Below are 24671 nucleotides of genomic sequence, written 5' to 3'. Positions count from 1 at the left end.
GTCGCTACGCTAAAGAAGATTAAAAGTATATCTACTCAATCGACCTTGTTTAGTTTTGAAAGATTGACGCAAACCTATAGGGGCCTATAGCTCAGCTGGTTAGAGTGCACCCCTGATAAGGGTGAGGTCACAAGTTCAAGTCTTGTTAGGCCCACCAGAGAATTTAATTGGGGAATTAGCTCAGCTGGGAGAGCGCCTGCTTTGCACGCAGGAGGTCAGCGGTTCGATCCCGCTATTCTCCACCATGATTAGTTTAACATAATAGATAAAGTTTAATTAGAGGACTTTTTACTCAAGCTTTCTAATTAGACTTTAGGAAACGACTATTCTTCTAAATTTACGAAATTGCGTAAGCAATTTTGTGCTTTAGGTGGGTCAAGGGAGCGAAGCTCCTTGTCGCAAGCTTGGCTTTACCAAGCTGAGAAGTCTAAACGTTATTTAGTTTATCATTGTTAAAAGTCACAATCAAGTTTTAATAAATAAAACAATTTTACAGGACTTGTTAAAGATTTAAAGATCTTGCTTATTTGCTTAATGCAGAAGTTTGACGTCACAAGATATCATAGGATTTAAAACTTACCTAGGTATTAGTCAATGCTTTCCGTCTTAAAAGCCAGAGATTTAAATTTCGTAATAGATATTGGGTTTGAGACTTCGTTTTTGAAATCTTAAATTTACAAGTTACCTTTAACAAGGAAGTGATGCGAATTAGAATATATTATATACTAATAAAAGGTAAGCTACTAAGAGTAAGTGGTGGATGCCTTGGCTAGTAGAGGCGATGAAAGACGTGCCAGGCTGCGATAAGTCTCGGGGAGCCGTCAAGGGGCTTTGATCCGGGAATTTCTGAATGGGGCAACCCAGTTAAGCGCGAGCTTAACTACCTATTATGGAGCGAACGAGGGGAATTGAAACATCTTAGTACCCTCAGGAAAAGAAATCAAAAGAGATTACGCTAGTAGCGGCGAGCGAACGCGTAAGAGGGCAAACCGTTAGTTTACTAACGGGGTTGTAGGACTGCGATATAGACTAAACTTAGCTAATAGAATAATCTGGAAAGATTAAGCACAGAGGGTGATACTCCCGTATATGAAAGCTTTGTTTTGCTTAGCAGTATCCTGAGTAGGGCGGAACACGTGATATTCTGTCTGAAGCTGGGTCGACCACGATCCAACCCTAAATACTACTACTAGACCGATAGTGCACAAGTACCGTGAGGGAAAGGTGAAAAGAACTGAGGTGATCAGAGTGAAATAGAACCTGAAACCATTTACTTACAATCATTCAGAGCACGATTCTTTATGACGTGTGATGGACTGCCTTTTGCATAATGAGCCTGCGAGTTGTGGTGTCTGGCGAGGTTAAGGAAACCCGGAGCCGTAGCGAAAGCGAGTCTTAATAGGGCGTTTAGTCAGATGCTGCAGACCCGAAACGATGTGATCTATCCATGAGCAGGTTGAAGCCGGTGTAAGAGCCGGTGGAGGACCCAACCCGCTGGCGTTGAAAAGCCATGGGATGACTTGTGGATAGGGGTGAAAGGTCAATCAAACATCGTGATAGCTGGTTCTCTCCGAAATATATTTAGGTATAGCGTCATGTAGTAACACTGGGGGGTAGAGCACTGAATGGGCTAGGGCATACACCAATGTACCAAACCCTATCAAACTCCGAATACCTAGTGTGTAATCATGGCAGTCAGGCGGCGAGTGATAAAATCCGTCGTCGAGAGGGGAACAACCCAGACTAACAGCTAAGGTCCCTAAATCTCATTTAAGTGGAAAACGATGTGGAGTTACTTAAACAACCAGGAGGTTGGCTTAGAAGCAGCCATCCTTTAAAGAAAGCGTAATAGCTCACTGGTCTAGTGATTCTGCGCGGAAAATATAACGGGGCTAAAATGAGTACCGAAGCTTTAGACTTAGTTTTACTAAGTGGTAGGAGAGCGTTGCATTCAGCGTCGAAGGTGTACCGGTAAGGAGCGCTGGAGCGAATGCAAGTGAGCATGCAGGCATGAGTAGCGATAATTGGGGTGAGAATCCCCAACGCCGTAAACCCAAGGTTTCCTACGCGATGCTCGTCATCGTAGGGTTAGCCGGGTCCTAAGCAAAGTCCGAAAGGGGTATGCGATGGAAAATTGGTTAATATTCCAATGCCAACTATAATGTGCGATGGAAGGACGCTTAGAGTTAAGCAAGCTAGCGGATGGTAGTGCTAGTCGAAAGGTGTAGGTTAAGATCCAGGCAAATCCGGATCTTTTTAAGCCGAGACCCCACAGGCGTTTGAAGTTCTTCGGAATGGATAGCGAATTGCTGATACTGTCGAGCCAAGAAAAGTTTCTAAGTTTAGTTATAGTTGCCCGTACCGTAAACCGACACAGGTGGGTGGGATGAGTATTCTAAGGCGCGTGGAAGAACTCTCTTCAAGGAACTCTGCAAAATAGCACCGTATCTTCGGTATAAGGTGTGCCTAACTTTGTGAAGGATTTACTCCGTAAGCATTGAAGGTTACAACAAAGAGTCCCTCCCGACTGTTTACCAAAAACACAGCACTCTGCTAACTCGTAAGAGGATGTATAGGGTGTGACGCCTGCCCGGTGCTCGAAGGTTAATTGATGACGTTAGCTCTGCGAAGCGTTTGATCGAAGCCCGAGTAAACGGCGGCCGTAACTATAACGGTCCTAAGGTAGCGAAATTCCTTGTCGATTAAATATCGACCTGCATGAATGGCGTAACGAGATGGGAGCTGTCTCGAAGAGGGATCCAGTGAAATTGTAGTGGAGGTGAAAATTCCTCCTACCCGCGGCAAGACGGAAAGACCCCGTGGACCTTTACTACAGCTTGACACTGCTATTGGGATAAAAATGTGCAGGATAGGTGGGAGGCTTTGATCCATAGACGCCAGTTTATGGTGAGCCGTTGTTGAGATACCACTCTTTTTTATTCTGATAGCTAACTAGCTTGAGTTATCCTCAAGTAGGACAATGTCTGGTGGGTAGTTTGACTGGGGCGGTCGCCTCCCAAAATGTAACGGAGGCTTACAAAGGTTGGCTCAGAACGGTTGGAAATCGTTCGCAGAGTATAAAGGCAAAAGCCAGCTTAACTGCAAGACATACACGTCAAGCAGGGACGAAAGTCGGTCTTAGTGATCCGGTGGTTCTGTGTGGAAGGGCCATCGCTCAAAGGATAAAAGGTACCCCGGGGATAACAGGCTGATCTCCCCCAAGAGCTCACATCGACGGGGAGGTTTGGCACCTCGATGTCGGCTCATCGCATCCTGGGGCTGGAGCAGGTCCCAAGGGTATGGCTGTTCGCCATTTAAAGCGGTACGCGAGCTGGGTTCAGAACGTCGTGAGACAGTTCGGTCCCTATCTGCCGTGGGCGCAAGAAGATTGAGGAGAGTTGACCCTAGTACGAGAGGACCGGGTTGAACCGACCACTGGTGTACCAGTTATCCTGCCAAGGGTAGCGCTGGGTAGCTATGTCGGGATGTGATAACCGCTGAAAGCATCTAAGCAGGAAGCCAACTCCAAGATGAATCTTCTTTTAAGAGCTCTTATAGACTATAAGTTTGATAGGCTGGGTGTGTAATGGATGAAAGTCCTTTAGCTGACCAGTACTAATAGCTCGTCTGCTTATCTTTTAATAAGCATCACTTCCTTGTTAAGGGTAATTTTATTTCCAAAATTAGAAATAAAATATCTAATCTATACCTTATCAAGATCTTGTTTTAGTTAAAATGAAATTTGACTTTTAACAATTAAATAGCAGTGTTAAAGAAGTAAATTAATATAGTTTATTTCTTTAACACTGCCCGTGACTATACAGACGAGGAAACGCCTTGCTCCATCTCGAACCAAGAAGCTAAGCTCGTCCTGGCTGATGATACTCTCCCTTACTGGGATGTCGGGAAAGTAGGTCGTTGCGGGCTTTGTTTTTTATGCTTTTATACTATTTACTCTCTTATTTTATATTCTGTATTCTTTGCTTTAGTTCTCTTGTAATCTGTTGTATATTTTTATAAATTTGTTTTTAGTTTTTTTGTTTTAACTGGTTTTTTGTATCTCTATCTTGGCTTTATAATTTGTTTTTGGATATTTGTTTTTGACTTTTTAAATTTATATCTTATTCCTTACGTTATGTCTTTCGAATTGCTTTAATCATATTCTTTTTTGAATTGTTTTAGGGTATGTATCACATTAGTCTGTTTTTAGTTTGATATCTTGTGGTATATAGTTGTGTTTGGTGAGTTTGCATTGTCTGGGATTGATTTAAGCGAGTATTTGTGGTAACTCTAGGTCTTAAAATATTCTCAAGCTATAATTAAACTTTATTCAAGTATTTTTAGGGGAAAATACCAAATTAAAATTATTTGGAGCATCATGAGTATTTACGAGTTAAAACCCAAATTTCAAAACCTACTTCGTCCGTTAGTAAAGCGTCTTTATAATGCCGGCATTACGGCAAATCAAGTCACATTAGCGGCCTGCATTTTGTCTATTTTATTAGGCGCGCTACTCGTCAAATTTTCCGACGTCTCTACTCTATTTTTTCTGTTGCCCATCTGGATGTTTGTGCGTATGGCTTTGAATGCTATCGACGGCATGCTGGCCCGCGAATTTAATCAAAAAACGCCGCTTGGAGGCTATTTAAACGAAGCTACTGACGTTATTTCAGACACCGCGCTTTATTTACCGTTTGCTTTTGTGGCACCATTTGAATGGGGCATTATCGCGCTCGTTATCTTTTTAGCCTTTATGAGCGAATTTTTAGGCGTTCTAGGGCAGATACACGGCAGCGGCAGGTGTTATGACGGCCCTATGGGTAAGAGCGATCGCGCATTCGTATTCGGGCTTGTGGGCACTATATATGCGGTATTTAGTCAGCTGCCCTCATGGTTTAGTTGGGCGCTTTACGCGGTGGCGCTTTTGCTTGTGCTTACCTGCATAAATCGCGTTAGAATGGGTTTAAAAAGATAGTCCAATAAAATGCTCGGCATAAATTTGATGGGGAATGTACTAAAAAATAGGATAATACATTTATGCAAATTTACACCTATACGCTCATAAATCAAACGATATAAATCCCAAAACAATATTCCAGTGCAATGCTATAACATTTGGTGTAGTTTACGGTTGCGGTCAAATTTGGGTTAAAAGTTTTACAAAACGACATTATAAGTTTGGCCGTTAAGCAATAAATTTCAATCCGTACTCAGATAAATTCTTTAAAAATAGCCGAAAAGTATAGCATGGTCGTGGGAAAACTTCATCAAAAAGATAGCCAAATTTATAGACGATGCAAGCTAGTCAAATTTAAAACAAGAGCTTGCGATAGCCGTACAAAAAACTAAATTTGGCGAGCATGTCAAATTTGTAAATTCTGTTTTTACTAAAGTTATCTTATTGCTAAGGCGAACGGGTTTATAAAATTTACGTCAAACGGCAAGCTGGGTGCCTAAGAGTCTTAAATAAGCGATATTTTGTTTAAATTTTGGCGCTTATTAAAAGAGAGATGGCTCGCTTCTATAATTCTTTAAAAATATGGAATACGTATAAAATTATCTACACTAAATGACAATATTTGACAGTAAAAAATGAGATGATACGGAAAATATTTAAGGAGGAAGAAGTGAAAAAAATCGTTTTAGCTTTGGCTTTTTTATGCTCTTTTATGCTTGTCGCGGAGGCAAAAGAACCAACGATTGAGGAGCTTATAAGTGAGGTGGAAAAAATATGCGAAAGCGGCAAAGATTTCACCAATAAAAATGGAACCATGAAGTATGTGGAAGCTTGCAGCTATCTCGGCGCAGTATATGAAGGTATTCCAGAGGTCGGCAATTTGGGCATAAAGAAAGATTTGGCAAAAGCTTTTAAGTTTCATAAAAAAGCGTGTGGCGGCGGTTATGCTCTTAGCTGCTTTGGACTGGCAGGATTTTATCTTGAAGGAAAAGCAGTAGAAAAAGATAACAAAAAAGCCCTCGAGTTTTTTCAAAAGGCGTGCAATGCGGGGTATAAAGAGGGCTGCACTATAGCGGCTACTATGAGCGGCAATGATGCGGATATGGCAAAGGTGTCAGCGCAACAGAAAAAGATTGCGATAATAACGATGATATGTTTGCTTGCGGGGTGTTTGCTATGTTTATGGAAGGAAAGGATAATAAAGAGGCGGCAAAATACTATAAAAAAGCCTGCGAACCCGGCAAAAAGAAGTCAGATCCCGTATTTCAAAACAACACTATATTTAACGAACAACTAAAGCAAATTTGCAGCAAATCCAACGAGCTTGAAGCGCAAAATTTAAAATCTACGCAAAACGTAATGAAGGCTGGAATCGCTGAGGATTATAAGGCGGCCTGCGATTCTTCGGGAAACTGGGTAGCTTGTGCGATATACGCCGCTTATATAGAGGATAGTGACCAAAAACATCAGCAAAATACTACGAGAAGGCATGCAATCTGGGTAAAAAGGGCGCAAACGATGGCGCTAATAAGATATTGTAAAAATCATGCGACAAATCCTCTCGCTGAAAATATTTTAAATTCTTCAAAATTCCCACAACCGGAAATGGACTGCAGAGATGCAGTAAATTTTATGCAGTCCATTTAATGCTTACCGGTTGGCGGCAAATTTATTGCAGCCAACTTAGCGTGCCGTCTCGCCGCCGCGCGCCCGAAAAGATTATTCGCCCAGGAAGTATTTCAGATCCGCCTGCGCGTCGCCGCTGATTAGGCGAAGGCCGAAATTTTGCACCAAAAAGCCCAAAATTTCGTCGTTGAAAAACTCAGGCACGGTAGGTCCTACGTTGATGTTCTTGACGCCTAGGCTAAACAGCGCAAGTAGGATGATGACCGCCTTTTGCTCCATCCACATCAGCACGATCGAGACCGGCAGATCGTTTACCGCGATGCCCGTAGCCTCGCTAAGTGCCAAGGCGATCTTGACCGCGCCGTTGCTGTCGTTGCACTGGCCTAGATCGATATAGCGCGGAAGCTCGGTGCCGGGCACGTTTCCGAAATCCACGTCGTTGAAGCGGAATTTGCCGCAGCTGGAGGTCAAAATCACGCAATCTTTCGGCAGGCTAAGTGCTAGCTCGCGGTAATACTCGCGTCCTTTGCCAGGCGCGTCGCAGCCTGCGATGACGAAAAAGCGGCGGATTTTGCCAGATTTGATCGCGTCTAAAATTTGCGGCGCGAGGCTCAAAATCGTCTTGTAGTGTCCGCCCGTCACCAAGCTCTCGTCGCTGTCCATACTCACGTCGCCGCATGCAAGCGCACACTCGATGAGCGGCGCAAAATCGTCGTTTTGGATATGTTTGATCCCGTCTGTGCCCGCGATAGAGTAGCCAAAGAGCCTGTCCGCGTAGCTACAGGATGAGCGAAGCGGCACGATGCAGTTGGTGGTCATCAAAATCGCGCCCTTAAATTCGTTAAAAAGCTTGGTCTGATCAAACCACGCCTTGCCGACGTTGCCCTTTAGGTGCGGATACTTGCGAAGCTGCGGATAGCCGTGCGCAGGAAGCATCTCGGAGTGGGTGTAGATGTTGATGCCCTTGCCCTCGGTCGCCTTTAGCAGCGCCTCAAGCGCGTGCAGGTTGTGGCCGCTAACCAAAATAGCTTTGCCCTCGACCTTGTTTTGGCTTACTTTAACCGGGGTCGGTACGCCGAATTTTGCGGTATGCGCCTCGCTTAAAATATCCATCATCGCCACACCCGCGCTTCCGACGGCCATCAGCTGCGCGATATGCTCGTCAAAGTTAAAATTTGAGTTCGTCAGCGTAAAATACAGCGTGTCCGCCATAACGGTATCGACCGCGCTAGTATCGGCGCCGAGCTCGTGCGCGTGGTGGCGGTAGGCGCTAAGGCCCTTAAGTCCGAAAACCATAGTGTCTTGAAGTAACGCCAGCGTCGAGGTTTTGCCGCAGGTGCCGCGGTCTTGTCCTTTGGCGCCGCAGCCCTCGGGTACGCTCATTTGACACTGATGACAGAACATCTCTTGATTGTAACTCATAGAAAATCCTTTATAAAAAATTAGTTAAAAATTTTAAGATTTTTATTTATAATAACGACTTGATCGCCATCAAGAAATGGCTAAATTTTATCAAATTTATTTACAAAATGAGAATTTAAATTTTACGAGCCAAATTTGAGTTCTTGCAGCGGCTGGGGCGTTATGCTAATTTGGGTCAAATTTTAAAATTCTAACGACAAAATCGTGGGCGGCGCACTATGCTCGGGTAGTAAAATCGCTCAGTAAACGAGCCAATGCTATGGCGCGACTAACAATCTTGACGGCTCTACTAAATCCGGGTGGTGCGACGGATTGGCGGGCTGTGGATCCAAACTCGCTAGCGCGCAAAACGATCAATAAACATAGGCCGGCAAATTTAAGGGTATTTCTCCATGCCTAGCAGTCGGCAGGGGCAACGAGGCAATTGCTTGCTTCGCTTAAAGAATGCGAATTTTAGGTATAATACTGCAAAAATACAAAACAGTCGAAGCGATATTTCTATAAAAGAAATTTATCATATTTTTAAAATCGATAAGGGTTTTGTAGACGGCAAGTTAGAATCGCAGCCAAGATCCGCACAAGTTGCGCTAAGTCTAATCATTTGGAGTATCATGAGCGTTTACGAGTTAAAATCCCGAGTTTTAAAACCCGCTTCGTTTGCCGGCAAGCGTTACGGCAAATTCCAGCTACTCGTCAAATTTGACGCGCAAACAGGGCAAATTTAATAAAATAAAAGGACGAAAATATGAAAGAGTTTTTAGCTGCAGCGCTTGATTTTATCCTTTGCCGCATCACGATATTTATCACGGGCGTACGGCCGCCGCAGGAGCTTTTAAATATCGGCGAGGGTACTAAAATTTACTACGCCAACCATGCTAGCCACGGCGATTTTTTGCTGATTTTCGTCTCGCTGCCGTATCGCGTGAGAAAGCGCGTGCGCCCCGTCGCGGCGGCGGAGTACTGGGAGAGCGGGCCCGTGCGCAGATTTCTTGCTAAAAACGTATTTAACATGGTGCTAATAAGTCGCCGCAAAGATCCGCTAGAAGCGCTAGCGCAAATGAGCGACGCGCTGCAGACGCACTCTCTCATCATTTTTCCGGAAGGCACGCGCAAGATGAACGACGACCTAGCACTTCAGCCGTTTAAAAGCGGGGTGTTTCGTTTGGCGCAGGAGTGCCCCTCCGTGCCTTTGGTGCCGATTTGGATCAAAAACGCGCGCAACGTCCTGCCTAAGGGCTTTATGATACCTATCCCGCTGCTTTGCGAGCTGATCGTAGGTGAGGAGATATCGTACGGAGGCGAAGGCAAGGGCGAGTTTTTACAAAAGGCGCAAGACGCGCTACTAGCGATGAGCGATACGCAAAATGACAGAACGAAAGCCTAGTTTGGCGACTTTAGCGATGGCGGTAAATTTGAGCTCTGTAAATCCGCCACGCAAGAGATTTGCGACCGATCTTTACGGCAAATTTGACGACGAGCCTTCTAAAATGACGGCTAAAAGCGTCAAATTTAAACGCGAAACCCAGGCTAAAACGCCAGCCTTGCCGCAAATCAAATTTGACCCAAACGCAAATTTGAACCGCGTAAAAAATTTAACCGATCAAGCCGTCCGCGCGGCAAACCAAACGCTCGCAAATTTGACTCGCTCGGTAGCATGCAAAACAAGCGTCAAATTTAGCTTCAAATTTAACCCAAAGGCCCCAAAATGAACCCGCAAAATCATATCTTAAATCTATTTTTAGGACTCATCGCGGTGCTTGTCGTCTCTAGCGCCATTGCCTTTATCCTAAAGGCGAAATTCGGCGCCGAGAACAAAACCGTCTCAAATTTGACCTCGCGCATAAACGCCTGGTGGGCGATGATTTTGGTCATTTTTGCGTTTACGTATATGGGCAAAAACGCCGTGATATTTTTATTTTTGCTAGTTTCGTTTGCCGCATTGCGCGAGTTTTTATCGCTCATCTACATCCGCAGGGGCGATCACATCGCGCTCGTGGCGTGCTTTTACGTGATTTTGCCCATGCAGTATATTTTTATCTACGCTGATTGGTACGCGATGGCGATGATATTTATCCCGGTTTACGGATTTTTATTTTTGCCGATTTTGGCGGCTATTTGCGGCGATGCGGCCTATTTTTTAGAGCGCTCGACGAAGATCCAGTGGGCGCTGATGATCTGCGTGTTTTGTATCTCGCACATCCCCGCGCTTCTTTTACTAGACCTTGAGAGTGGCAGCAGCATGGAGCTGATGTTGTTTTTGATCATAGTCGTGCAATCTAGCGACGTGCTGCAGTACATCTGGGGCAAGCTTTTTGGCAAACGCAAGATCGCTCCTAGCATCAGTCCGTCTAAGACGGTGGTCGGCTTTGCGGGCGGGGTACTTAGCGCTAGCGCGCTGGCTGCGTGCCTGCATCATCTCACGCCTTTTGGCGCGGCGGGGGCGTTTTTCATCGGGCTTGCCGTTTGTATGATGGGATTTTTAGGAGGGCTTGTTATGTCGGCGATCAAGCGCGATCTGGGCGTCAAGGACTGGGGCTACATGATCAGCGGGCATGGCGGGATGCTTGACCGTATGGACTCGCTGTGCTTTGCGGCGCCGATATTTTTTCACATAGTTAGATATTTTTACGCGTGAGGTTTTGATGAAAATTTGGAGCAAAATTTTACTTTTAGCGCTCGCGGCAAATTTAGCCTTTGCTTTTTCGGCCGACAAGCTCGTGCAAGACGCTAGAGCGCAGGTCGGACGGACGCTGTTTTACGATCCTTCGTACGAGAGGCTAGCCTATCCGATGGGCGATGTGGATATAATAAAGGGCGTTTGCACCGACGTCGTGGTAAGGGCGCTGCGCGGGCAGGACATCGATCTGCAGCGGCTCATCCACGAGGATATGAGCGTAAATTTTAGCTCCTATCCAAAAAACTGGGGTGCGAAAAAGACCGACAAAAACATCGATCATCGCCGAGTACCAAACATCGCGACCTATCTAAAACGCAAGGGTTACGAGGCAAAGGGCGAGTTTAAGGCAGGCGATATCGTGACGTGGCGGCTGGACAACGGCAGGCCGCATATCGGCATAGTTTCGGATAAATTTTCCGGCAGCAAAACCCCGCTCGTGATCCATAACATCGGGCTTGGCGCGCAGGAAGAGGACGTGCTAAATGTTTACGAGATAACAGGGCATTTTAGGATAAAATAAGCGCAAAAAACAGATAAATTTAAGTAAGAAAGGCGAAAAATGGAGTTTAAAGAGAGCTACTTTATAACGAGCGACGGGGCGAGGATATTTTACAGATACCGCCTGGCTGCGGACGTGGCGTGCGAAAACCCGGGCGCAGACGAAGTAAATTTGAGCGAGGATGGCAAATTTGACGGATCAAAATTAGGCGTCCAAACTACAAACGAAACGTCAAATTTGACTAGCGAGCAAGCAGGTGGCGCGGATGAAAATGCGGAGCCGGGTTTTGGCGGCGAAGGTAAATCGGACGAGCAAAATTTACAAAACAACGGCGAAAACTCGGACTCAAATTTAAACGAAACTAGCAAATGCAGCGCGTCAAATTTGAGCGAAAACGCCGAGCAAAATCTCAAATTTAAAGCCGCGCCGAATGCCAAAGCCGTAGCGATATTTCACCGCGGGCACGAGCACTCGGGCAGGACGACGCATGTAGCAGACGGGCTAGCGGACGAGAATTTGAGTTATTTTGCCTGGGATCAGCGCGGACACGGTAGGAGCGAGGGCGAGCGGGGCGACGCGCCAAGTATCGGCCGTCTCATCGCCGACGTGGACGAGTTTGTGGCGCATATCGAGCAGAGATTTGGCTTTGAGACGCAAAATCTAGCCGTGATAGCTCAGAGCGTGGGCGCCGTGCTGGTCTCGGCGTGGCTGCACGATTACGCTCCGCGCGTTCGCTGCGCGGTGCTAGCTAGTCCCGCGTTTAGCGTGAAGCTTTACGTGCCGTTTGCTAGGGCGGGGCTAAAGGCGCTCTACTCCTCGCGCGGAAATTTTTTCGTAAACAGCTACGTCAAAGCGCACTATCTCACGCACGACAAGGAGCGCCAGGCCAGCTACGACGCCGACTCACTCATCACTCGCGCGATCTCGGTGCGCATACTGCTTGGGCTTTACGAGGCGGCAGAGCGCGTGGTTTCGGACGCCGCCGCGATCACGACGCCTACGCTGCTGCTGATCTCGGGCGATGACTGGGTCGTGGAGCACGCCCCGCAGCACGAATTTTACAACGCTCTTGGCGCGCGCGTAAAAAGGCGCGAGATTTTAGAGGGATTTTACCACGATACGCTGGGTGAGAGCGAGCGGGAAAGGGCGTTTGAGATCATTCGCGAGTTCGTCGGCGAGAGGTTTAGCGCACCTTTTAGCGAGGTGGACTGCACGCACGCGGACGAATACGGCTTTAGCCGCGAGGAGGCCGATAGGCTAGCTACGCCGCTGCCGAGATTTAGCCCGAAAAATTTGCAGTTTAAATTCCAGCGGATATTTATGCAGGCGGTTTCGCCGTGGGTCGGCGGGCTAAAGATCGGCGAAAACACCGGCTACGATAGCGGCAGTACGCTTGATTACGTCTACCGAAACGAACCGCAAGGGGCGAATAAATTTTTTAAATTTATCGACAAATTTTACCTAAACGCTATCGGCTGGCGCGGTATCAGAGAGCGCAAGCGAAATATCAAGCTAGCTATCGATCAAGCCGTAGCAAAACTGCAGGAGCGAGGCGAGCCGCTACGACTGCTAGACATCGCCTCTGGGCATGGCAGATACATACTAGACGCCGCGCAAGGGTATAAATTTGAGCGCATAACGCTACGCGACTACAGCGACATAAACGTAAAAGCCGGCAGCGAAATGATAAAGGAGCGCGGGCTGCAGGACGTCGCGAGCTTTACGCAGGTAAACGCCTTTGACGCCGCTAGCTACGAGGGCTTGCGGGACGCATATACGCTTGGCGTCGTGTCGGGACTGTTTGAGCTCTTCCCGGATAACTCGGTCGTGCGCACCGCGCTGCAAGGCTTTTCAAGCAGCGTAAAAAGCGGCGGCTGCCTAATCTACACCAATCAGCCGTGGCACCCGCAGCTTGAGATGATCGCGCGCGCTCTATCCAGCCACAGGCAGGGCGCTGCGTGGATCATGCGTCGCCGCAGCCAGGCCGAGATGGATCAGCTCGTGGAAAAGGCGGGATTTAAAAAGGTGCGTGAATGGATAGATGGGGATGGGATATTTAGCGTGAGTTTGGCTGTTAAAATTTAATAGCGGCTTGTCTCGCGAGCGCTTTTCCGAGATTTTGCAAAATTTTCGCTCCGCAGGCTATATGCCTAGCGCACGCTCAATTTTGCTTCAAAACTCGAAAAATCATCTCGCGATACTTCGCCTTAACTTGTTACGTTCAAATTTGAAGTCAAATTTGCTAATTTGAGCCACCGAGACCTGCACCTTGAAAACATCAAATTTGATTCAAATTTACTACGCGCAAGCGTCAAATTTAACCTGCGCATAGTGCAGCAACCTCTCACGTCGTAGGGGTTGGGGGATTGTTAAGGGGGAAGGGAGCGACTTCGTAATTCAAGCTCCTTCCCCCTTAACAAGAAAGGCTGATTTGCGCAAAAAGCTAATGCACAACACCAAATTTAACAAAACCAAATTTAGCGCCTTAAAGATACAGGTCTCGGCGGGTAAAATTTACAAATTTATGTCAAGCGAGCTTATAGGTCACCAGAAGCGCAAATCCGATAAAATTTGATAGAATTAGCAAAAAAGGTAAAAATGAAAACGAAATTGTTTTTATCGCAGCTGGCTGTGCTAGTCGTAGTTGCCGCGATATTTTACGCTAGCTACGGCGCTACAAACGCCCTCGCGAGCGCTCGCGCAAACGTACCCGAGATCTATTTTGCATGGGAGCGCGCGGTGCCGTTTTGGGCGTGGAGCATCGTGCCGTACTGGTCGCTAAATTTGCTCTACGCGCTTGGATTTTTCCTATGCCGTGACGGCCGTGAGCTCGCGCGCTACGTCACGCAGCTGCTCGCCGCGCAGGTTATCGCGACGCTGTTTTTTATCGCTTTTCCTCTGCAAATGTCGTGGGAAAAGCCCGCAGTTTCGGGCTTTAGCGGCTTTTTGTTCTCGAGCCTCGCCGCCTTTGACCTCCCGTTTAATCAAGCCCCATCGCTGCACATCATACTTTGCGTCGTCGTGGGCGCATTTTACCTTCGCAAGGCGCGCGCGATTTGGCTTAAAGCGGCGCTCGTAGCGTGGTTTGTGCTCATCGGCTTTAGCGTGCTGACCACGTATCAGCACCATTTTATCGACATTCCGACGGGATTAGCCGCGGGATATTTTGTGCTGCTCGTTCGTCCGATGGATGGTGAGCCGCTTAGGTTTGCCATGACTGTGGAGACTACGCGCTACAAATGGGCGGCGCTATATCTGGTGCTTGCGTTTTTGACGCTTTTTGCGGCGATTGCGGGGGCTAAAATTTGGAGCTCGTGGGCGTTGTGGCTGTCATGGGCGAGCCTTAGTTTCGCGCTGGTCGCCTGCGGTTACGCGTTTTTGGGTGCGGGAGTTTTTGCTAAAAACGGGCAAGGCCGTCACGCCGCCGCGGCTAAAGCCTTGCTCCTTCCCTATCTTTGCGTCGCGCGGCTAAATGCGCTCTTTTGGCTGCGCGGACGCCGGCTTGCGGATGAAATTTTGCCGGGGCTCTATCTAGGCTCGGTTAAGGAGGCTGGCAAATTTGACGCCGTGCTTGACTGCGCGGCCGAGTTTGAGAGTCCTAACGGTGCGCAAATTTACGCGAGCCTACCTATGCTAGATATGATAATGCCGAGCGCAGACGAGTTAAAACTAGGCACAGACGAGCTTGAGCGGATAGTAAAAACGACTCTTTGCGGCGGCGAAAATTTACCGCAAACGACGGTTGAGCTAGGATTAAATTTTAGCGCCGAGGTGGGCTACGCGCACGGGCGAAATTTGAAATTTGACGAGCAAGCGAACGCGCGGGCAAATTTGCAAACGCGCGGCGCGGCAAACGAGAGTAAGATCGCCGAGGCGGGACAAATTTTCGCTAACTCAAACGAACGAGCCGCTGAGAACGGCAAAAAGGTGCTAGTGTGCTGCGCGCTGGGCTACGGCAGGAGCGCGTCGGTACTGCTCGCTTGGCTTGTGATTTACGCGGGACTAGGATTTGACGACGCGCTAAATTTGCTAAGATCGCGCCGCGAAAAGATCGCAGTCTCTAGCCTGCTACGGGAGCGGATAATGCAGCTAGCAGACGGCACCCGCGAAATTTGAAAGCGAAGTAAAGAAGCGGCAAATTTAAGCGCGAAATAGGCGCATGCTAAATTTGATCAAGTCCGGTTTAAGGGATCAAATTTAAAAAATCTGCAGGCTAGAAACAAGCGGCATTGCAAAATTCTCGGCGAAAACGAACGGGAATTTAACCAAAGGCGAACACCCAAAATGAGGAGGGAAAATGACGAATGTGGAGCAAAACGAAAAAGCGGCGCAAGACGGGGAGCGGGAACGCCGCCAAAGGACGGACGATAGGGCTTTAGCGCTGGTTACGGCTAGATTTTTAGCGACGCATAGGCCATTTTTCTTGTTAAATTTACTTCAGCTAGCTGTCTGCCTTAGTATTTTTGCAAATTTTGTTGTCGTTGCGGGCTTTTTGGCGGCTTTTGCGGTTTTGTTTTATCTGCATATTAGGTTGCATTTTGACTCGCTTATCTTTAAGGATTTTGCGGATGAGAGGCTGGGTTGCGGCAAATTTGACGCGGCGCTTTTAGAGCTAAATTTAACTAGCAAACCGCCTAAAATCCGCGATATGAAAAGTCGCTGCGCTGGAGCTTTGCGGCTGTATAAACTAACTGCCGCGCTTAGTTCGGCGCTCATTTTAGCGGCCTTAGCGATGCGTTATTTGGGCTAAATTTACGGCGGAGAAATAGGTTTTATCGGCGGTTAGACGCAAGTTCGCAAACGACCGGTCGGATAAGGCCAAGACAAAACGCCGCCTGGCAAATGAAACGCCAAGCGCGATAAACCTCGCGTTAAGACGCAACTGCAAATTCGGATAAATGCGCTCAAGCAAGCGATGAATGCGCGCCCGGGTTTTTGATGCTCCGCTAAAGAGCCAAAAGCCGCGCCGATACGTTTATTTGGCAAATACGCAAAGACGAGCCCGACGCCCTAAATTTAACCGCCTGGCAAACGCAAAACCGGACAATCGAGCGAAATTCGGCTATGGGCGCGAAAATTCAAAGCCTGATTTAAGCAAAGGCAAATTTGCGCAAAAAAGCCGAGCGGTCACCAAACTCCGAAGCAAGCCGATAAATTTAAGCTAAAACGAAAGCGTCATGCAGGCTAAATCCGCTTATTTGCTCCGATAAAAACGCGTCCAAAATATCGCGAGAGAAAAATAGCCCCATGCCGTTTATATGAAACGCCTTATCTTCTATTTTTTGCGATAGCGATATTTTTCTGGGGACGATTTGCGTCATTAAGTCGCCATATTCGTCTGGGGCGTTAATGCTTCTTACGATATCGATAAATTTTCCTTGCTCTTTATCGCAATCTTGATATACGAAAATAGACTCGGGAAAATTTACGATATTAACGCTGTATTTAGGGAAACTAACCGTAAAATATTTACCGCTCCAGCCGTCAATTTCGACGGGTACTTTTATCAGATTATTAATCTTAAAGGATTTGATGACGTCTGCTGCTTTTTGCGAAATCAAAAAATCCAAATCAAAAATACCCGAGTCGCAAGAAACGATATCGGTTTGTTTTGCTCGTTTTAGCGCAAACGCTTTAACGCATTCGTCTTTAAATGCGGATAAATTTAGCGGATTCGTAAAAACGTCCGCAAATTTGTCTTTGACGTCTTTAGAGGGAAAGGATCTGGCGTCTATAAACTCCGTCTGATATAGGCCGTTTCTAACGCCGATTACCGCCGGTTCGCAGCTGGTTCTTACTTCTTGCAGCAAGTCTATCCTTTGCTCGTTAAATTTACTAATATCGTAGGCGTCTTACCCGCCGATAAGCGCGTATTTACGGCTTCTAGGGCTAATAAAAATTTGCGTCTCAAATCGTTTGATGCTTTAGATAAATTTCTAACGTTTAATAAAAGGCATTCGTCATCGTTTAAAGAGTAGCGAGTCATGGGCTCTTCGTCCCCAAATGTTCTTAAATCAGATAAGCAATCTATCAAAGCGGCGAGATTTTTGCCGTAAAAGTCTGGAAAACCGAAAATTTCCGCCATTTTTAGGTGAAAATTTTTAGAATAAATATCTAAAAAATCTATATCTACGCTAATAAATTTCATCGTTAAATGCCTTTAAATTTATTTTAGCAAACAAGCCGTATCCACGCCTAAATAAAAAAAGAATTTTTCCGTAAATTCTAAACCGTTGATGTAAATTTCATCCTCTACGTTAAATAAATACGCATCTAGCCCGCCTAAATGCCTTAACTTTCTTTCCATCGTTTTTTTGTTTGCCGCAGACAAATCATCTAACTCTAGTTTTTCGTTTGCTTTTTGGATTTTTGTCTTTAAATCTTTTATAAATATATAATTAGAAAAGTCGGGCGGAAGGATGTTTGATATATCGCAATTTATAAATTTAAAAAACGAGATTTTGCAGGCGGATAGATTTAAATTTGGCTCGTCAAGCTTGCCTAATCTTTGGTTATCGCTGATAAATTGGACTTCGGATATTTTCCCGATAATCGTATTTTTCTAAAAATTATTTACTAAAAATTTTTGGTCGGTTATTTTGCATTTATCAAATAAACACGAGAAATATTTCGTCGATAAGTCGTCTAATCTCGTTCCGCGAAAATCGCAACCGATAAATTTGCAATTATCGTAAACCGCATTTACTTGTCCGACGCTACGGAAATCTACCTTTTGAAAAACGGTATTTTCAAAACTAACGTTTTTTCGTAGGCCTATTCTCGCATTTGAAAAATCGCACTGAATAAATTTCGCATCCCTAACCGACAAATCGTCAAAAATCGCTCCGCCCAGGTTCTCGCCGCATACCGAAATATCGCGCAATTCGTTATTTATAAAAAGATTTTTCATTTTGTATTTGCTTTCCGTGCGTAAAATTTCATAGCGGCACTAAGCTTTGGCGTAAACGTTTATAAACCGCAAAAAACCAGCACCGCCCGTGCAAATAAAATAACTCGTCTTTTCCTTTGCGCCGCCTTTTGCGGATATTTTTAGCCTCTTTAAACCGCCGCTAACGGGTCTTCGTCGAAGATATTTGCGCCTACCGTGCCGCGCGTAGCAAACCATACGATTAAAACGACCGGGCCGATGATCGGAATAAAAAAGAGCAGCACCCACCAGCCGCTCTTGTTTAGGTCGTGAAGTCTTCTGACGCAGACTGCGAGGTTGGGTGACAAAAGGGCTAAACCCGCAAGCGTAGAGACAAGCTCTGATTTTTCGTATATGTTTGATGCACTTAAGTCTATGCAAACCGCAACTACGTTTACTATAAAAATAAAGACTAAAAACCACCAGTACTCCGACCTAGGCACTCTGCCGTCAAACTTTACGTAGCCGTTAAGGCAACTTTTTATGGATTCGCCAAAAGTCACTGTTTATCCTTTGTTTTAAAATATTTTTTTATTTTTATAAAAATAAATAGAAATATTTACTTAAGAATAGACATTTTGCGGGCTTAAATGAAGTAAAAATTTAGGCGTACTTAACTTAATCAAAAATCGTTTTTAGTTAAATGATATTTTTTGTGTTATTATAGTAAGCTTAGGTCTAAAGTATTACCACTTCGGTTTTTAGCTCTATGCCGAATTGCTCCAAAACGCGCTCGCGGGCTAAATTTATGAGCCCGGTTACGTCCGCGAAGGTCGCGGCGTTAAAATTTACGATGAAATTCGCGTGCTGCTCGCTAAATTTAGCCCCGCCTATCGCGTAGCCCTTTAGCCCGACTTCCTCGATCAGTCTGCCTGCGTAGTCGCCCGGCGGATTTACAAAACAGCTGCCAAAGCTAGCGCCCTTTGGCTGATTTGCGCGTTTAGCGGCAAAATCGGCGGCGAGCGCTGCGTCAAATTTGCGCGAAATTTTAAACTCGGCGCCCAAAATCGGCTCATCGATCCCGCTTTTTCGGTAGCTAAAGCTTATCCTCTCGCGCTCTACCCAGCCGCGACCTAGTCGCACGGCTAGCAGGCTATCGCTGATACTAACGCCGCAAAGCCCCGCGTTCATTTTAACAAGACCCCCGAGCGTACCTGGGATATTTTGCAAAAACTCAAACCCGCCGATATTGTGTTTTTTGGCGAAGTTGTAAATTTTGCCCGACTTCGTCGCAGCTCCGATACTAAGCACGTCGCCGCTTAAATTTATATAATCAAACACGCCGCCTAGCATCATCATCGCGGGCGGGTTTGGCGAGACTAGCAGGTTGTTCGCGCCGCCTATCATCACGCGCCCGGCAAATTCCGGCTTTAGAGCGTCCTCAATGCTCTCTAGCACCGCCACCTCGTGCACGCCGCCTACTCGCACCGAGCTAAATTTGGAAAAATCTATAAGCTGCGTCATTGCACGAAATTCGGGATAAACTCTATCATACGCGTCGTGAAATCGACCATCATCGAGACCATCCACGGCATCAAAAATATAATCACGACGACGACGAGGATGATTTTGGGCACGAAGCTTAGCGTCATCTCGTTTATCTGCGTCGTAGCCTGAAATATACTGATGATAAGGCCCGCCGATAGGCCAGCGAGCAGCATAGGGAAGCTCAGATAAAGCGCGATTTTAAAGGTTTCGATACCGAGTTCTATGAGCGTTGATTGCATTAGCTAAACCTTATATTGTTGTACTCGGCGGGCACGAGATAGTTTTCGGCCTTGATCGGTAGCGGATAAAATCCCCTCTCATAACCAAGCGCAAAGAGCCTATTTACCGCCTTTAGCTTTGTTTCGTTCATTGAGACAGAACTGTCGTTTGCGTAGAGATTTAGATAGGTTTTTAGCTTTTCTTTATCGACGCGGATCAAATTTCGCTCCATTAGCATATGCGACAAAAAGGGCTTATGCGCGGTGGCGATGCGTACGCCCTCCGTTAGCACGCGCTCGCACTCGGTAGCGTCCGTTATCGGCAGGCTGCGGCGAACCGCCATGCCTCCTAGCGGCAGCGGCAGATTTTCACCCGCTAGCTCGCTCCAGATATCCCAGATCTCGCGCTCCACGCAAAGCTCGTCCGAAAAATCCAAAATGCTCTCGTGTATCAGCACGCCTGCATCCACCTCCCCGCTTAAAACCGCACCCTCGATTTCTAGGAAATTTTTATAAACTATGCGCGCCTGCGGGTAGGCCATGCGAAAAAGCAGGGCATTGGTCGTGTGTTTGCCGCTGAGCGCGACTTTGAAATTTCGCTTTAAAACCGCGCCTTTTTTCTTAACTAGCTTTGGGCCGTAACCCTCGCCGAAACTCACTGCCGTACGCAAAAGCGCGTACTCCTCGCAGATGAGTGGATATAGCGCGAAACTAATCGCCGTGGCCTCATAGGTGCCTTTTAGCGCCTCGTCGTTTAGCGTCTGGATATCAAGCGCGGTGGCGCTAAATTTTAGATTTTTCGAGCTTACCCAGCCAAAATCAATCGCCTTATACATAAAAATATCGTCTGCGTCGGGTGAGTGAGCGACGTTTATATGCTTAAAAATCTTCAAATTTTATCCTTTTTGCTCCGCTTTAAATTTCGCGCGCGGCTAGATTGCGAAATTATAGTAAATTTTTGCTACAATCGCCATAAAAATGCGGAATTTATAAAGAAAAATATGGAAAATCAGGCGTATTTAAAAGAGCAAATTTTAACTTATCTAGGCAACAAACGCTCGCTTTTAGGTTTTATCGAACAAGGCGTAAATATCGCAAAACACGCACTTGGTAAAGAAAAACTAAGCTGCTGCGACCTTTTTAGCGGTAGCGGCATCGTGTCGCGGTTTTTAAAATCCCACGCAAATTTCATCGTCGCAAACGACCTGGAGCTTTATAGCCGCGTAACAAACGAGTGCTACCTCGCAAACGCGGACGCGGAGTTTAAAAAAGAGCTTGATTTTTGGCATGAAAAACTAACGCGCGAAATCGGCGCAAATTTGCGCGAGGGCTTTATCTGCGAGCTTTACGCGCCAAAAGACGAGGCAAATATTTTGGCGACTGACCGCGTCTTTTACACGAGAAAAAACGCCGCCTACATAGACACCGCGCGCCAGATTATCGAGGCGCTAGTGCCGCAGGAGCTGCGCGTTTTTTTTGTCGCTCCGTTGTTGTATTCAGCTAGCGTGCACGCCAACACCAGCGGTATTTTCAAGGGTTTTCATAAAAACAAGGACGGCCTTGGGCAGTTTGGCGGACGCGGCAAACACGCGCTATCTCGCATCACGGCCGACATCAGCCTGCTTAAGCCCGTTTTTTCAAATTTTAACGTCGAATTTGAAGTGCAAAGACGAGACGCCCAGGAGCTTGCCGCCGAGCTTCCGCCGTTTGATCTGGTCTATCTTGATCCGCCTTATAACCAGCACCCCTACGGCTCGAACTACTTTATGCTAAATTTGATCGCTAGCTACGAGCGTCCGAGCGAAATCTCGCGGGTTTCGGGCATCGCTCGGGGCTGGAACCGCTCAGTTTTTAATCAAAAATCAGCCGCCGCGCCCGCATTTTTCGAGCTAATCTCAAAGCTAAAAGCTAAATTCGTGCTCATCTCGTTTAACTCCGAGGGCTTCATCGCGCGCGAAGAATTTAGCCAAAATTTAGCCGGGCTTGGCGAAGTGCAAATTTTGGAGCAAAAATACAACGCTTTTCGCGGTAGTAGAAATCTAGCCAGTCGCCCGACGCACGTTAGCGAGCTGCTTTACGTTTTAAAAAAGGCGTAAATTTAGGCTAAATTTGACCACGCCCAAACCCGTCTCAAATTTGCGCGAATAATCAAAAATTCATCTCAAATTTGATAAAATCAGCCCGATTATTTTAAATTTAAGGAAGCCGATGGCAAAAGAAAAAGAAGAGAAAAAGATAGTCCCGCCGACAAACGATTCGGACAAGAAAAAGGCCTTAGACGCGGCTTTAAAGCAGATAGATAAAGCATTTGGCAAGGGTACGCTAATCCGCCTGGGCGACAAGCAAGTCGAGGCGATAGACAGCATCTCGACCGGCTCGCTAGGACTTGACCTAGCCCTTGGTATCGGCGGTATCCCAAAGGGCCGTATCATCGAGGTTTACGGACCTGAGAGCTCGGGTAAAACGACTCTGACGCTACACATCATCGCTGAAGCGCAAAAAGCCGGAGCCACGTGCGCCTTTATCGACGCCGAGCACGCTCTAGACGTGAAATATGCGGCAAATTTGGGCGTAGATACCGAAAATCTCTACGTCAGCCAGCCTGACTTTGGCGAGCAGGCGCTAGAGATCGTAGAAAACCTAGCTAGAAGTGGAGCGGTCGAGCTGATCGTCGTTGATAGCGTCGCGGCGCTAACGCCAAAAAGCGAGATCGAGGGCGATATGGGCGATCAACACGTAGGCTTGCAAGCGCGTCTAATGAGCCAAGCGCTACGCAAACTCGCAGGCGTCGTGCACAAGATGAACACGACCGTGATCTTTATCAACCAAATTCGTATGAAAATCGGCGCTATGGGTTACGGTACGCCCGAAACTACTACGGGCGGTAACGCGCTTAAATTTTACGCATCCGTGCGCCTAGACGTGCGCAAGATCGCCACGCTAAAACAAAACGAAGAGCCTATCGGCAACCGCACGAAGGTAAAAGTCGTGAAAAACAAGGTCGCGCCTCCGTTTAAAACGGCGGAATTTGACATAATGTTCGGCGAGGGTATCAGCCGCGACGGCGAGATCATCGACTACGGCGTGAAGCTCGATATCATCGATAAAAGCGGCGCGTGGTTTAGTTACAAAGCCGCTAAAATCGGCCAAGGCCGCGAAAACGCAAAAGCCTATCTCAAAGAGCACCCCGAGATATCAGACGAGATCGTAGCTACGATAAAAAGCTCGATCGGCCTAGATAAGCTAATAAGCGGCGCGGGCGGCAAAGATAGCGACGACGAAAGCATAGAAGAAAATACGGAGGAATAAAACAATGGTATTTATAGAAGACGTAACTGCGATAGAAGTACTAGACAGCCGCGGCAACCCGACCGTGAAGGCAACCGTAGCTCTAAGCGACGGCACCGTGGCAAGCGCGATAGTCCCAAGCGGCGCAAGCACGGGCAAACGCGAGGCGCTGGAGCTTCGCGACGGGGGCGATAGATACTGCGGCAAGGGCGTGCTAAAGGCGGTAGAAAACGTAAATTCGCAGATCGCCGAAGCCGTGATCGGGCTGGATGCCTTCGATCAAAAGGCGCTTGACGATGAGATGAGAGAGCTTGACGGCACCGATAACTACTCAAATTTAGGCGCGAACGCCGTACTTGGCGTATCTATGGCAGTAGCGCGCGCGGCAGCAAAGAGCCTTGACGTGCCTTTGTATCGCTACCTAGGCGGCGCGAACGCTAGCGTACTGCCGGTGCCGATGTTTAATATCATTAACGGCGGCGCGCACGCGAATAACAGCGTGGATTTTCAAGAATTTATGATTATGCCGTTTGGATTTGATAAATTTAGCGACGCGCTGCGAGCGGCGAGCGAAATTTACCACACGCTAAAAGGCCTTCTAAACGCAGCCGGTCACAGCACGGCCGTCGGCGACGAGGGCGGATTTGCGCCAAATTTAAACGACAATGAAGAGCCGATCAAACTCATCATGCAAGCCATCGAAAAAGCAGGCTACAAGGCGGGCGAGCAGATCAAACTGGCCCTCGACGTCGCAGCTAGCGAGCTGTACGAAAACGGCAAATATAAGCTAGAGGGCAAGGAATTTAGCAGCGAAGAGCTGATAGAGCGATACGCGCAGCTTTGCGAGAAGTATCCGATATTTTCGATCGAAGACGGCCTAAGCGAAGACGACTGGGCGGGCTGGGCGAAGCTAACGAGCAAGCTTGGCTCTAAAGTGCAGCTCGTGGGCGATGACCTTTTCGTAACGAACGAGAAAATTTTGCGCGAAGGCATCGCCAAAGGCGTAGGCAACGCGATTTTAATAAAACCAAATCAAATCGGCACCGTCAGCCAAACTATGCAGACGATCCGCCTAGCGCAGCGCAAAGGCTACCGCTGCGTGATGAGCCACAGAAGCGGCGAGAGCGAGGATAGCTTTATTGCGGACTTCGCCGTCGCGATGAATACGGGCCAAATCAAAACGGGCGCGACCTCAAGAAGCGAACGCAACGCCAAATACAACCGCCTGCTTGAGATCGAGCGCGAAACGGACGAGTTTTTGGGAAATCAAATTTGAGCGAAGTCCTAGACGAATACGTCGAGAAAAAGCCGTTTGATTTCAGGCTTTTTCTCAGATTTACGCTTATAGCGTTTTGCGTGATATGTTTTGGTATCTACGTGGGCAACATAATCTTTGGCAAGCGCTCGCTAGACGTGATGCTAAGCCTGCAAGAGCAAAAAACGCAACTAGAACGCGACGTCGAAACGCTAAAAAAACAAAACGCCCAGCTGCAAAAGGCGTATTTCGAGCTAAAAGAGCTTGAGCCAAGTAGCGGCGGCTGATTAGTCGGAAAATTTAAAAAACGGGG

Annotated in this window: 21 protein-coding genes, 2 tRNA genes and 2 rRNA genes; 18 read left to right on the top strand and 7 right to left on the bottom strand. The window is 47.1% G+C overall.

Annotation, left to right across the window (positions count from 1 at the left end):
* Nucleotides 1-80 precede the first annotated feature (80 nt).
* From CSHOW_RS09525 to CSHOW_RS09495, 7 genes are all read left to right on the top strand, one after another.
* Nucleotides 81-157: transfer RNA gene (locus CSHOW_RS09525), tRNA-Ile, on the top strand.
* Between the two features lie 12 nt (nt 158-169).
* Nucleotides 170-245, top strand: a tRNA-Ala gene (locus CSHOW_RS09520).
* A 488-nt stretch (nt 246-733) separates the two neighbouring features.
* Nucleotides 734-3639: ribosomal RNA gene (locus CSHOW_RS09515) — 23S ribosomal RNA — on the top strand.
* Between the two features lie 169 nt (nt 3640-3808).
* Nucleotides 3809-3927, top strand: a 5S ribosomal RNA gene (gene rrf / locus CSHOW_RS09510).
* A gap of 451 nt (nt 3928-4378) precedes the next feature.
* Nucleotides 4379-4975, top strand: a complete 597-nt coding sequence (locus CSHOW_RS09505; protein ID WP_002946274.1) for a CDP-alcohol phosphatidyltransferase family protein — start codon at nt 4379-4381, stop codon at nt 4973-4975.
* Nucleotides 4976-5627: 652 nt separating this feature from the next.
* Entirely contained in the window at nt 5628-6254 is a 627-nt protein-coding gene (locus tag CSHOW_RS09500; protein WP_002946281.1) for a tetratricopeptide repeat protein, read from the top strand.
* Between the two features lie 62 nt (nt 6255-6316).
* Nucleotides 6317-6604 (top strand): hypothetical protein, encoded by a 288-nt coding sequence (locus CSHOW_RS09495; RefSeq protein WP_039894990.1) that lies wholly within the window; start codon nt 6317-6319, stop codon nt 6602-6604.
* Nucleotides 6605-6676: 72 nt separating this feature from the next.
* Here CSHOW_RS09495 and hcp read toward each other — a convergent pair whose 3' ends face one another.
* Nucleotides 6677-8005, bottom strand: a complete 1329-nt coding sequence (gene hcp / locus CSHOW_RS09490; RefSeq protein ID WP_004321007.1) for a hydroxylamine reductase — start codon at nt 8003-8005, stop codon at nt 6677-6679.
* Nucleotides 8006-8750: 745 nt separating this feature from the next.
* Between hcp and CSHOW_RS09485 the strand changes: the two genes are divergently transcribed.
* From CSHOW_RS09485 to CSHOW_RS09455, 7 genes are all read left to right on the top strand, one after another.
* A complete protein-coding gene (locus CSHOW_RS09485) occupies nt 8751-9389 on the top strand; it encodes a lysophospholipid acyltransferase family protein (RefSeq protein WP_004321012.1) in 639 nt (212 codons plus the stop codon).
* On the top strand, nt 9370-9714 hold the full coding sequence (locus CSHOW_RS09480; protein WP_039894996.1) for a hypothetical protein: 345 nt from the start codon (nt 9370-9372) through the stop codon (nt 9712-9714). Before CSHOW_RS09485 ends, CSHOW_RS09480 begins: the two co-directional genes overlap by 20 nt.
* Nucleotides 9711-10640, top strand: a complete 930-nt coding sequence (locus tag CSHOW_RS09475; RefSeq protein ID WP_004321016.1) for a phosphatidate cytidylyltransferase — start codon at nt 9711-9713, stop codon at nt 10638-10640. The genes CSHOW_RS09480 and CSHOW_RS09475 overlap by 4 nt, the downstream gene beginning before the upstream one ends.
* Nucleotides 10641-10647: 7 nt before the next feature.
* A complete protein-coding gene (locus tag CSHOW_RS09470) occupies nt 10648-11202 on the top strand; it encodes a DUF1287 domain-containing protein (protein WP_004321019.1) in 555 nt (184 codons plus the stop codon).
* Nucleotides 11203-11241: 39 nt separating this feature from the next.
* Nucleotides 11242-13266 carry a bifunctional alpha/beta hydrolase/class I SAM-dependent methyltransferase gene (locus CSHOW_RS09465; protein WP_004321020.1) on the top strand — a complete coding sequence of 675 codons (2025 nt, stop codon included), beginning with the start codon at nt 11242-11244 and terminating at the stop codon, nt 13264-13266.
* A 513-nt stretch (nt 13267-13779) separates the two neighbouring features.
* Nucleotides 13780-15297, top strand: coding sequence for a dual specificity protein phosphatase family protein (locus CSHOW_RS09460; RefSeq protein WP_004321026.1), 1518 nt, complete (start codon nt 13780-13782; stop codon nt 15295-15297).
* Between the two features lie 181 nt (nt 15298-15478).
* Nucleotides 15479-15931 carry a hypothetical protein gene (locus CSHOW_RS09455; protein WP_004321027.1) on the top strand — a complete coding sequence of 151 codons (453 nt, stop codon included), beginning with the start codon at nt 15479-15481 and terminating at the stop codon, nt 15929-15931.
* 406 nt (nt 15932-16337) lie between these two features.
* On the opposite strand, the gene CSHOW_RS09450 is transcribed toward CSHOW_RS09455, so the two are convergent.
* The 6 genes from CSHOW_RS09450 to CSHOW_RS09425 form a co-directional block, all read right to left on the bottom strand.
* Nucleotides 16338-16991 (bottom strand): hypothetical protein, encoded by a 654-nt coding sequence (locus tag CSHOW_RS09450; RefSeq protein ID WP_004321031.1) that lies wholly within the window; start codon nt 16989-16991, stop codon nt 16338-16340.
* A 2-nt stretch (nt 16992-16993) separates the two neighbouring features.
* Nucleotides 16994-17329 (bottom strand): barstar family protein, encoded by a 336-nt coding sequence (locus tag CSHOW_RS09445; RefSeq protein ID WP_004321033.1) that lies wholly within the window; start codon nt 17327-17329, stop codon nt 16994-16996.
* A 911-nt stretch (nt 17330-18240) separates the two neighbouring features.
* On the bottom strand, nt 18241-18612 hold the full coding sequence (locus CSHOW_RS09440; RefSeq protein ID WP_039894997.1) for a DUF805 domain-containing protein: 372 nt from the start codon (nt 18610-18612) through the stop codon (nt 18241-18243).
* A gap of 175 nt (nt 18613-18787) precedes the next feature.
* Entirely contained in the window at nt 18788-19573 is a 786-nt protein-coding gene (locus tag CSHOW_RS09435; protein ID WP_004321042.1) for a UDP-N-acetylmuramate dehydrogenase, read from the bottom strand.
* Nucleotides 19570-19836, bottom strand: a complete 267-nt coding sequence (gene fliQ / locus CSHOW_RS09430) for a flagellar biosynthesis protein FliQ (RefSeq protein WP_002953589.1) — start codon at nt 19834-19836, stop codon at nt 19570-19572. Before fliQ ends, CSHOW_RS09435 begins: the two co-directional genes overlap by 4 nt.
* Nucleotides 19836-20702, bottom strand: a complete 867-nt coding sequence (locus tag CSHOW_RS09425) for a menaquinone biosynthesis family protein (RefSeq protein WP_171992845.1) — start codon at nt 20700-20702, stop codon at nt 19836-19838. The genes fliQ and CSHOW_RS09425 overlap by 1 nt, the downstream gene beginning before the upstream one ends.
* 114 nt (nt 20703-20816) lie before the next feature.
* On the opposite strand from CSHOW_RS09425, the gene CSHOW_RS09420 reads away from it, so the two are divergent.
* The 4 genes from CSHOW_RS09420 to CSHOW_RS09405 all read left to right on the top strand — a co-directional run bounded on the left by CSHOW_RS09420 (nt 20817) and on the right by CSHOW_RS09405 (nt 24645).
* Nucleotides 20817-21911, top strand: coding sequence for a DNA adenine methylase (locus tag CSHOW_RS09420; RefSeq protein WP_039895003.1), 1095 nt, complete (start codon nt 20817-20819; stop codon nt 21909-21911).
* Nucleotides 21912-22023: 112 nt separating this feature from the next.
* Complete coding sequence (gene recA / locus CSHOW_RS09415) at nt 22024-23124, top strand: recombinase RecA (RefSeq protein ID WP_004321046.1); 1101 nt, start codon at nt 22024-22026, stop codon at nt 23122-23124.
* Between the two features lie 4 nt (nt 23125-23128).
* Nucleotides 23129-24379, top strand: coding sequence for a phosphopyruvate hydratase (eno, locus tag CSHOW_RS09410; RefSeq protein WP_004321047.1), 1251 nt, complete (start codon nt 23129-23131; stop codon nt 24377-24379).
* Nucleotides 24376-24645: an FtsB family cell division protein gene (locus CSHOW_RS09405; RefSeq protein WP_002953583.1), complete on the top strand. Its 270-nt coding sequence runs from the start codon at nt 24376-24378 to the stop codon at nt 24643-24645. Before eno ends, CSHOW_RS09405 begins: the two co-directional genes overlap by 4 nt.
* Nucleotides 24646-24671: the final 26 nt, after the last annotated feature.

The sequence above is a fragment of the Campylobacter showae genome, from assembly GCF_004803815.1.
Taxonomy (GTDB): domain Bacteria; phylum Campylobacterota; class Campylobacteria; order Campylobacterales; family Campylobacteraceae; genus Campylobacter_A; species Campylobacter_A showae.
This window is presented reverse-complemented; position numbering and strand designations above follow the sequence as displayed.

What these genes read in the sequence shown, in the direction of transcription:
- CSHOW_RS09420 (WP_039895003.1), top strand. Translation starts at nt 20,817, where the DNA reads ATGGAAAATCAGGCGTATTTAAAAGAGCAAATTTTAACTTATCTAGGC.
- CSHOW_RS09480 (WP_039894996.1), top strand. Translation starts at nt 9,370, where the DNA reads ATGACAGAACGAAAGCCTAGTTTGGCGACTTTAGCGATGGCGGTAAAT.
- recA (WP_004321046.1), top strand. Translation starts at nt 22,024, where the DNA reads ATGGCAAAAGAAAAAGAAGAGAAAAAGATAGTCCCGCCGACAAACGAT.
- CSHOW_RS09460 (WP_004321026.1), top strand. Translation starts at nt 13,780, where the DNA reads ATGAAAACGAAATTGTTTTTATCGCAGCTGGCTGTGCTAGTCGTAGTT.
- CSHOW_RS09485 (WP_004321012.1), top strand. Translation starts at nt 8,751, where the DNA reads ATGAAAGAGTTTTTAGCTGCAGCGCTTGATTTTATCCTTTGCCGCATC.
- CSHOW_RS09505 (WP_002946274.1), top strand. Translation starts at nt 4,379, where the DNA reads ATGAGTATTTACGAGTTAAAACCCAAATTTCAAAACCTACTTCGTCCG.
- eno (WP_004321047.1), top strand. Translation starts at nt 23,129, where the DNA reads ATGGTATTTATAGAAGACGTAACTGCGATAGAAGTACTAGACAGCCGC.
- CSHOW_RS09465 (WP_004321020.1), top strand. Translation starts at nt 11,242, where the DNA reads ATGGAGTTTAAAGAGAGCTACTTTATAACGAGCGACGGGGCGAGGATA.
- CSHOW_RS09455 (WP_004321027.1), top strand. Translation starts at nt 15,479, where the DNA reads ATGACGAATGTGGAGCAAAACGAAAAAGCGGCGCAAGACGGGGAGCGG.
- fliQ (WP_002953589.1), bottom strand. Translation starts at nt 19,836, where the DNA reads ATGCAATCAACGCTCATAGAACTCGGTATCGAAACCTTTAAAATCGCG.
- CSHOW_RS09475 (WP_004321016.1), top strand. Translation starts at nt 9,711, where the DNA reads ATGAACCCGCAAAATCATATCTTAAATCTATTTTTAGGACTCATCGCG.
- hcp (WP_004321007.1), bottom strand. Translation starts at nt 8,005, where the DNA reads ATGAGTTACAATCAAGAGATGTTCTGTCATCAGTGTCAAATGAGCGTA.
- CSHOW_RS09445 (WP_004321033.1), bottom strand. Translation starts at nt 17,329, where the DNA reads ATGAAATTTATTAGCGTAGATATAGATTTTTTAGATATTTATTCTAAA.
- CSHOW_RS09470 (WP_004321019.1), top strand. Translation starts at nt 10,648, where the DNA reads ATGAAAATTTGGAGCAAAATTTTACTTTTAGCGCTCGCGGCAAATTTA.
- CSHOW_RS09495 (WP_039894990.1), top strand. Translation starts at nt 6,317, where the DNA reads ATGAAGGCTGGAATCGCTGAGGATTATAAGGCGGCCTGCGATTCTTCG.
- CSHOW_RS09435 (WP_004321042.1), bottom strand. Translation starts at nt 19,573, where the DNA reads ATGACGCAGCTTATAGATTTTTCCAAATTTAGCTCGGTGCGAGTAGGC.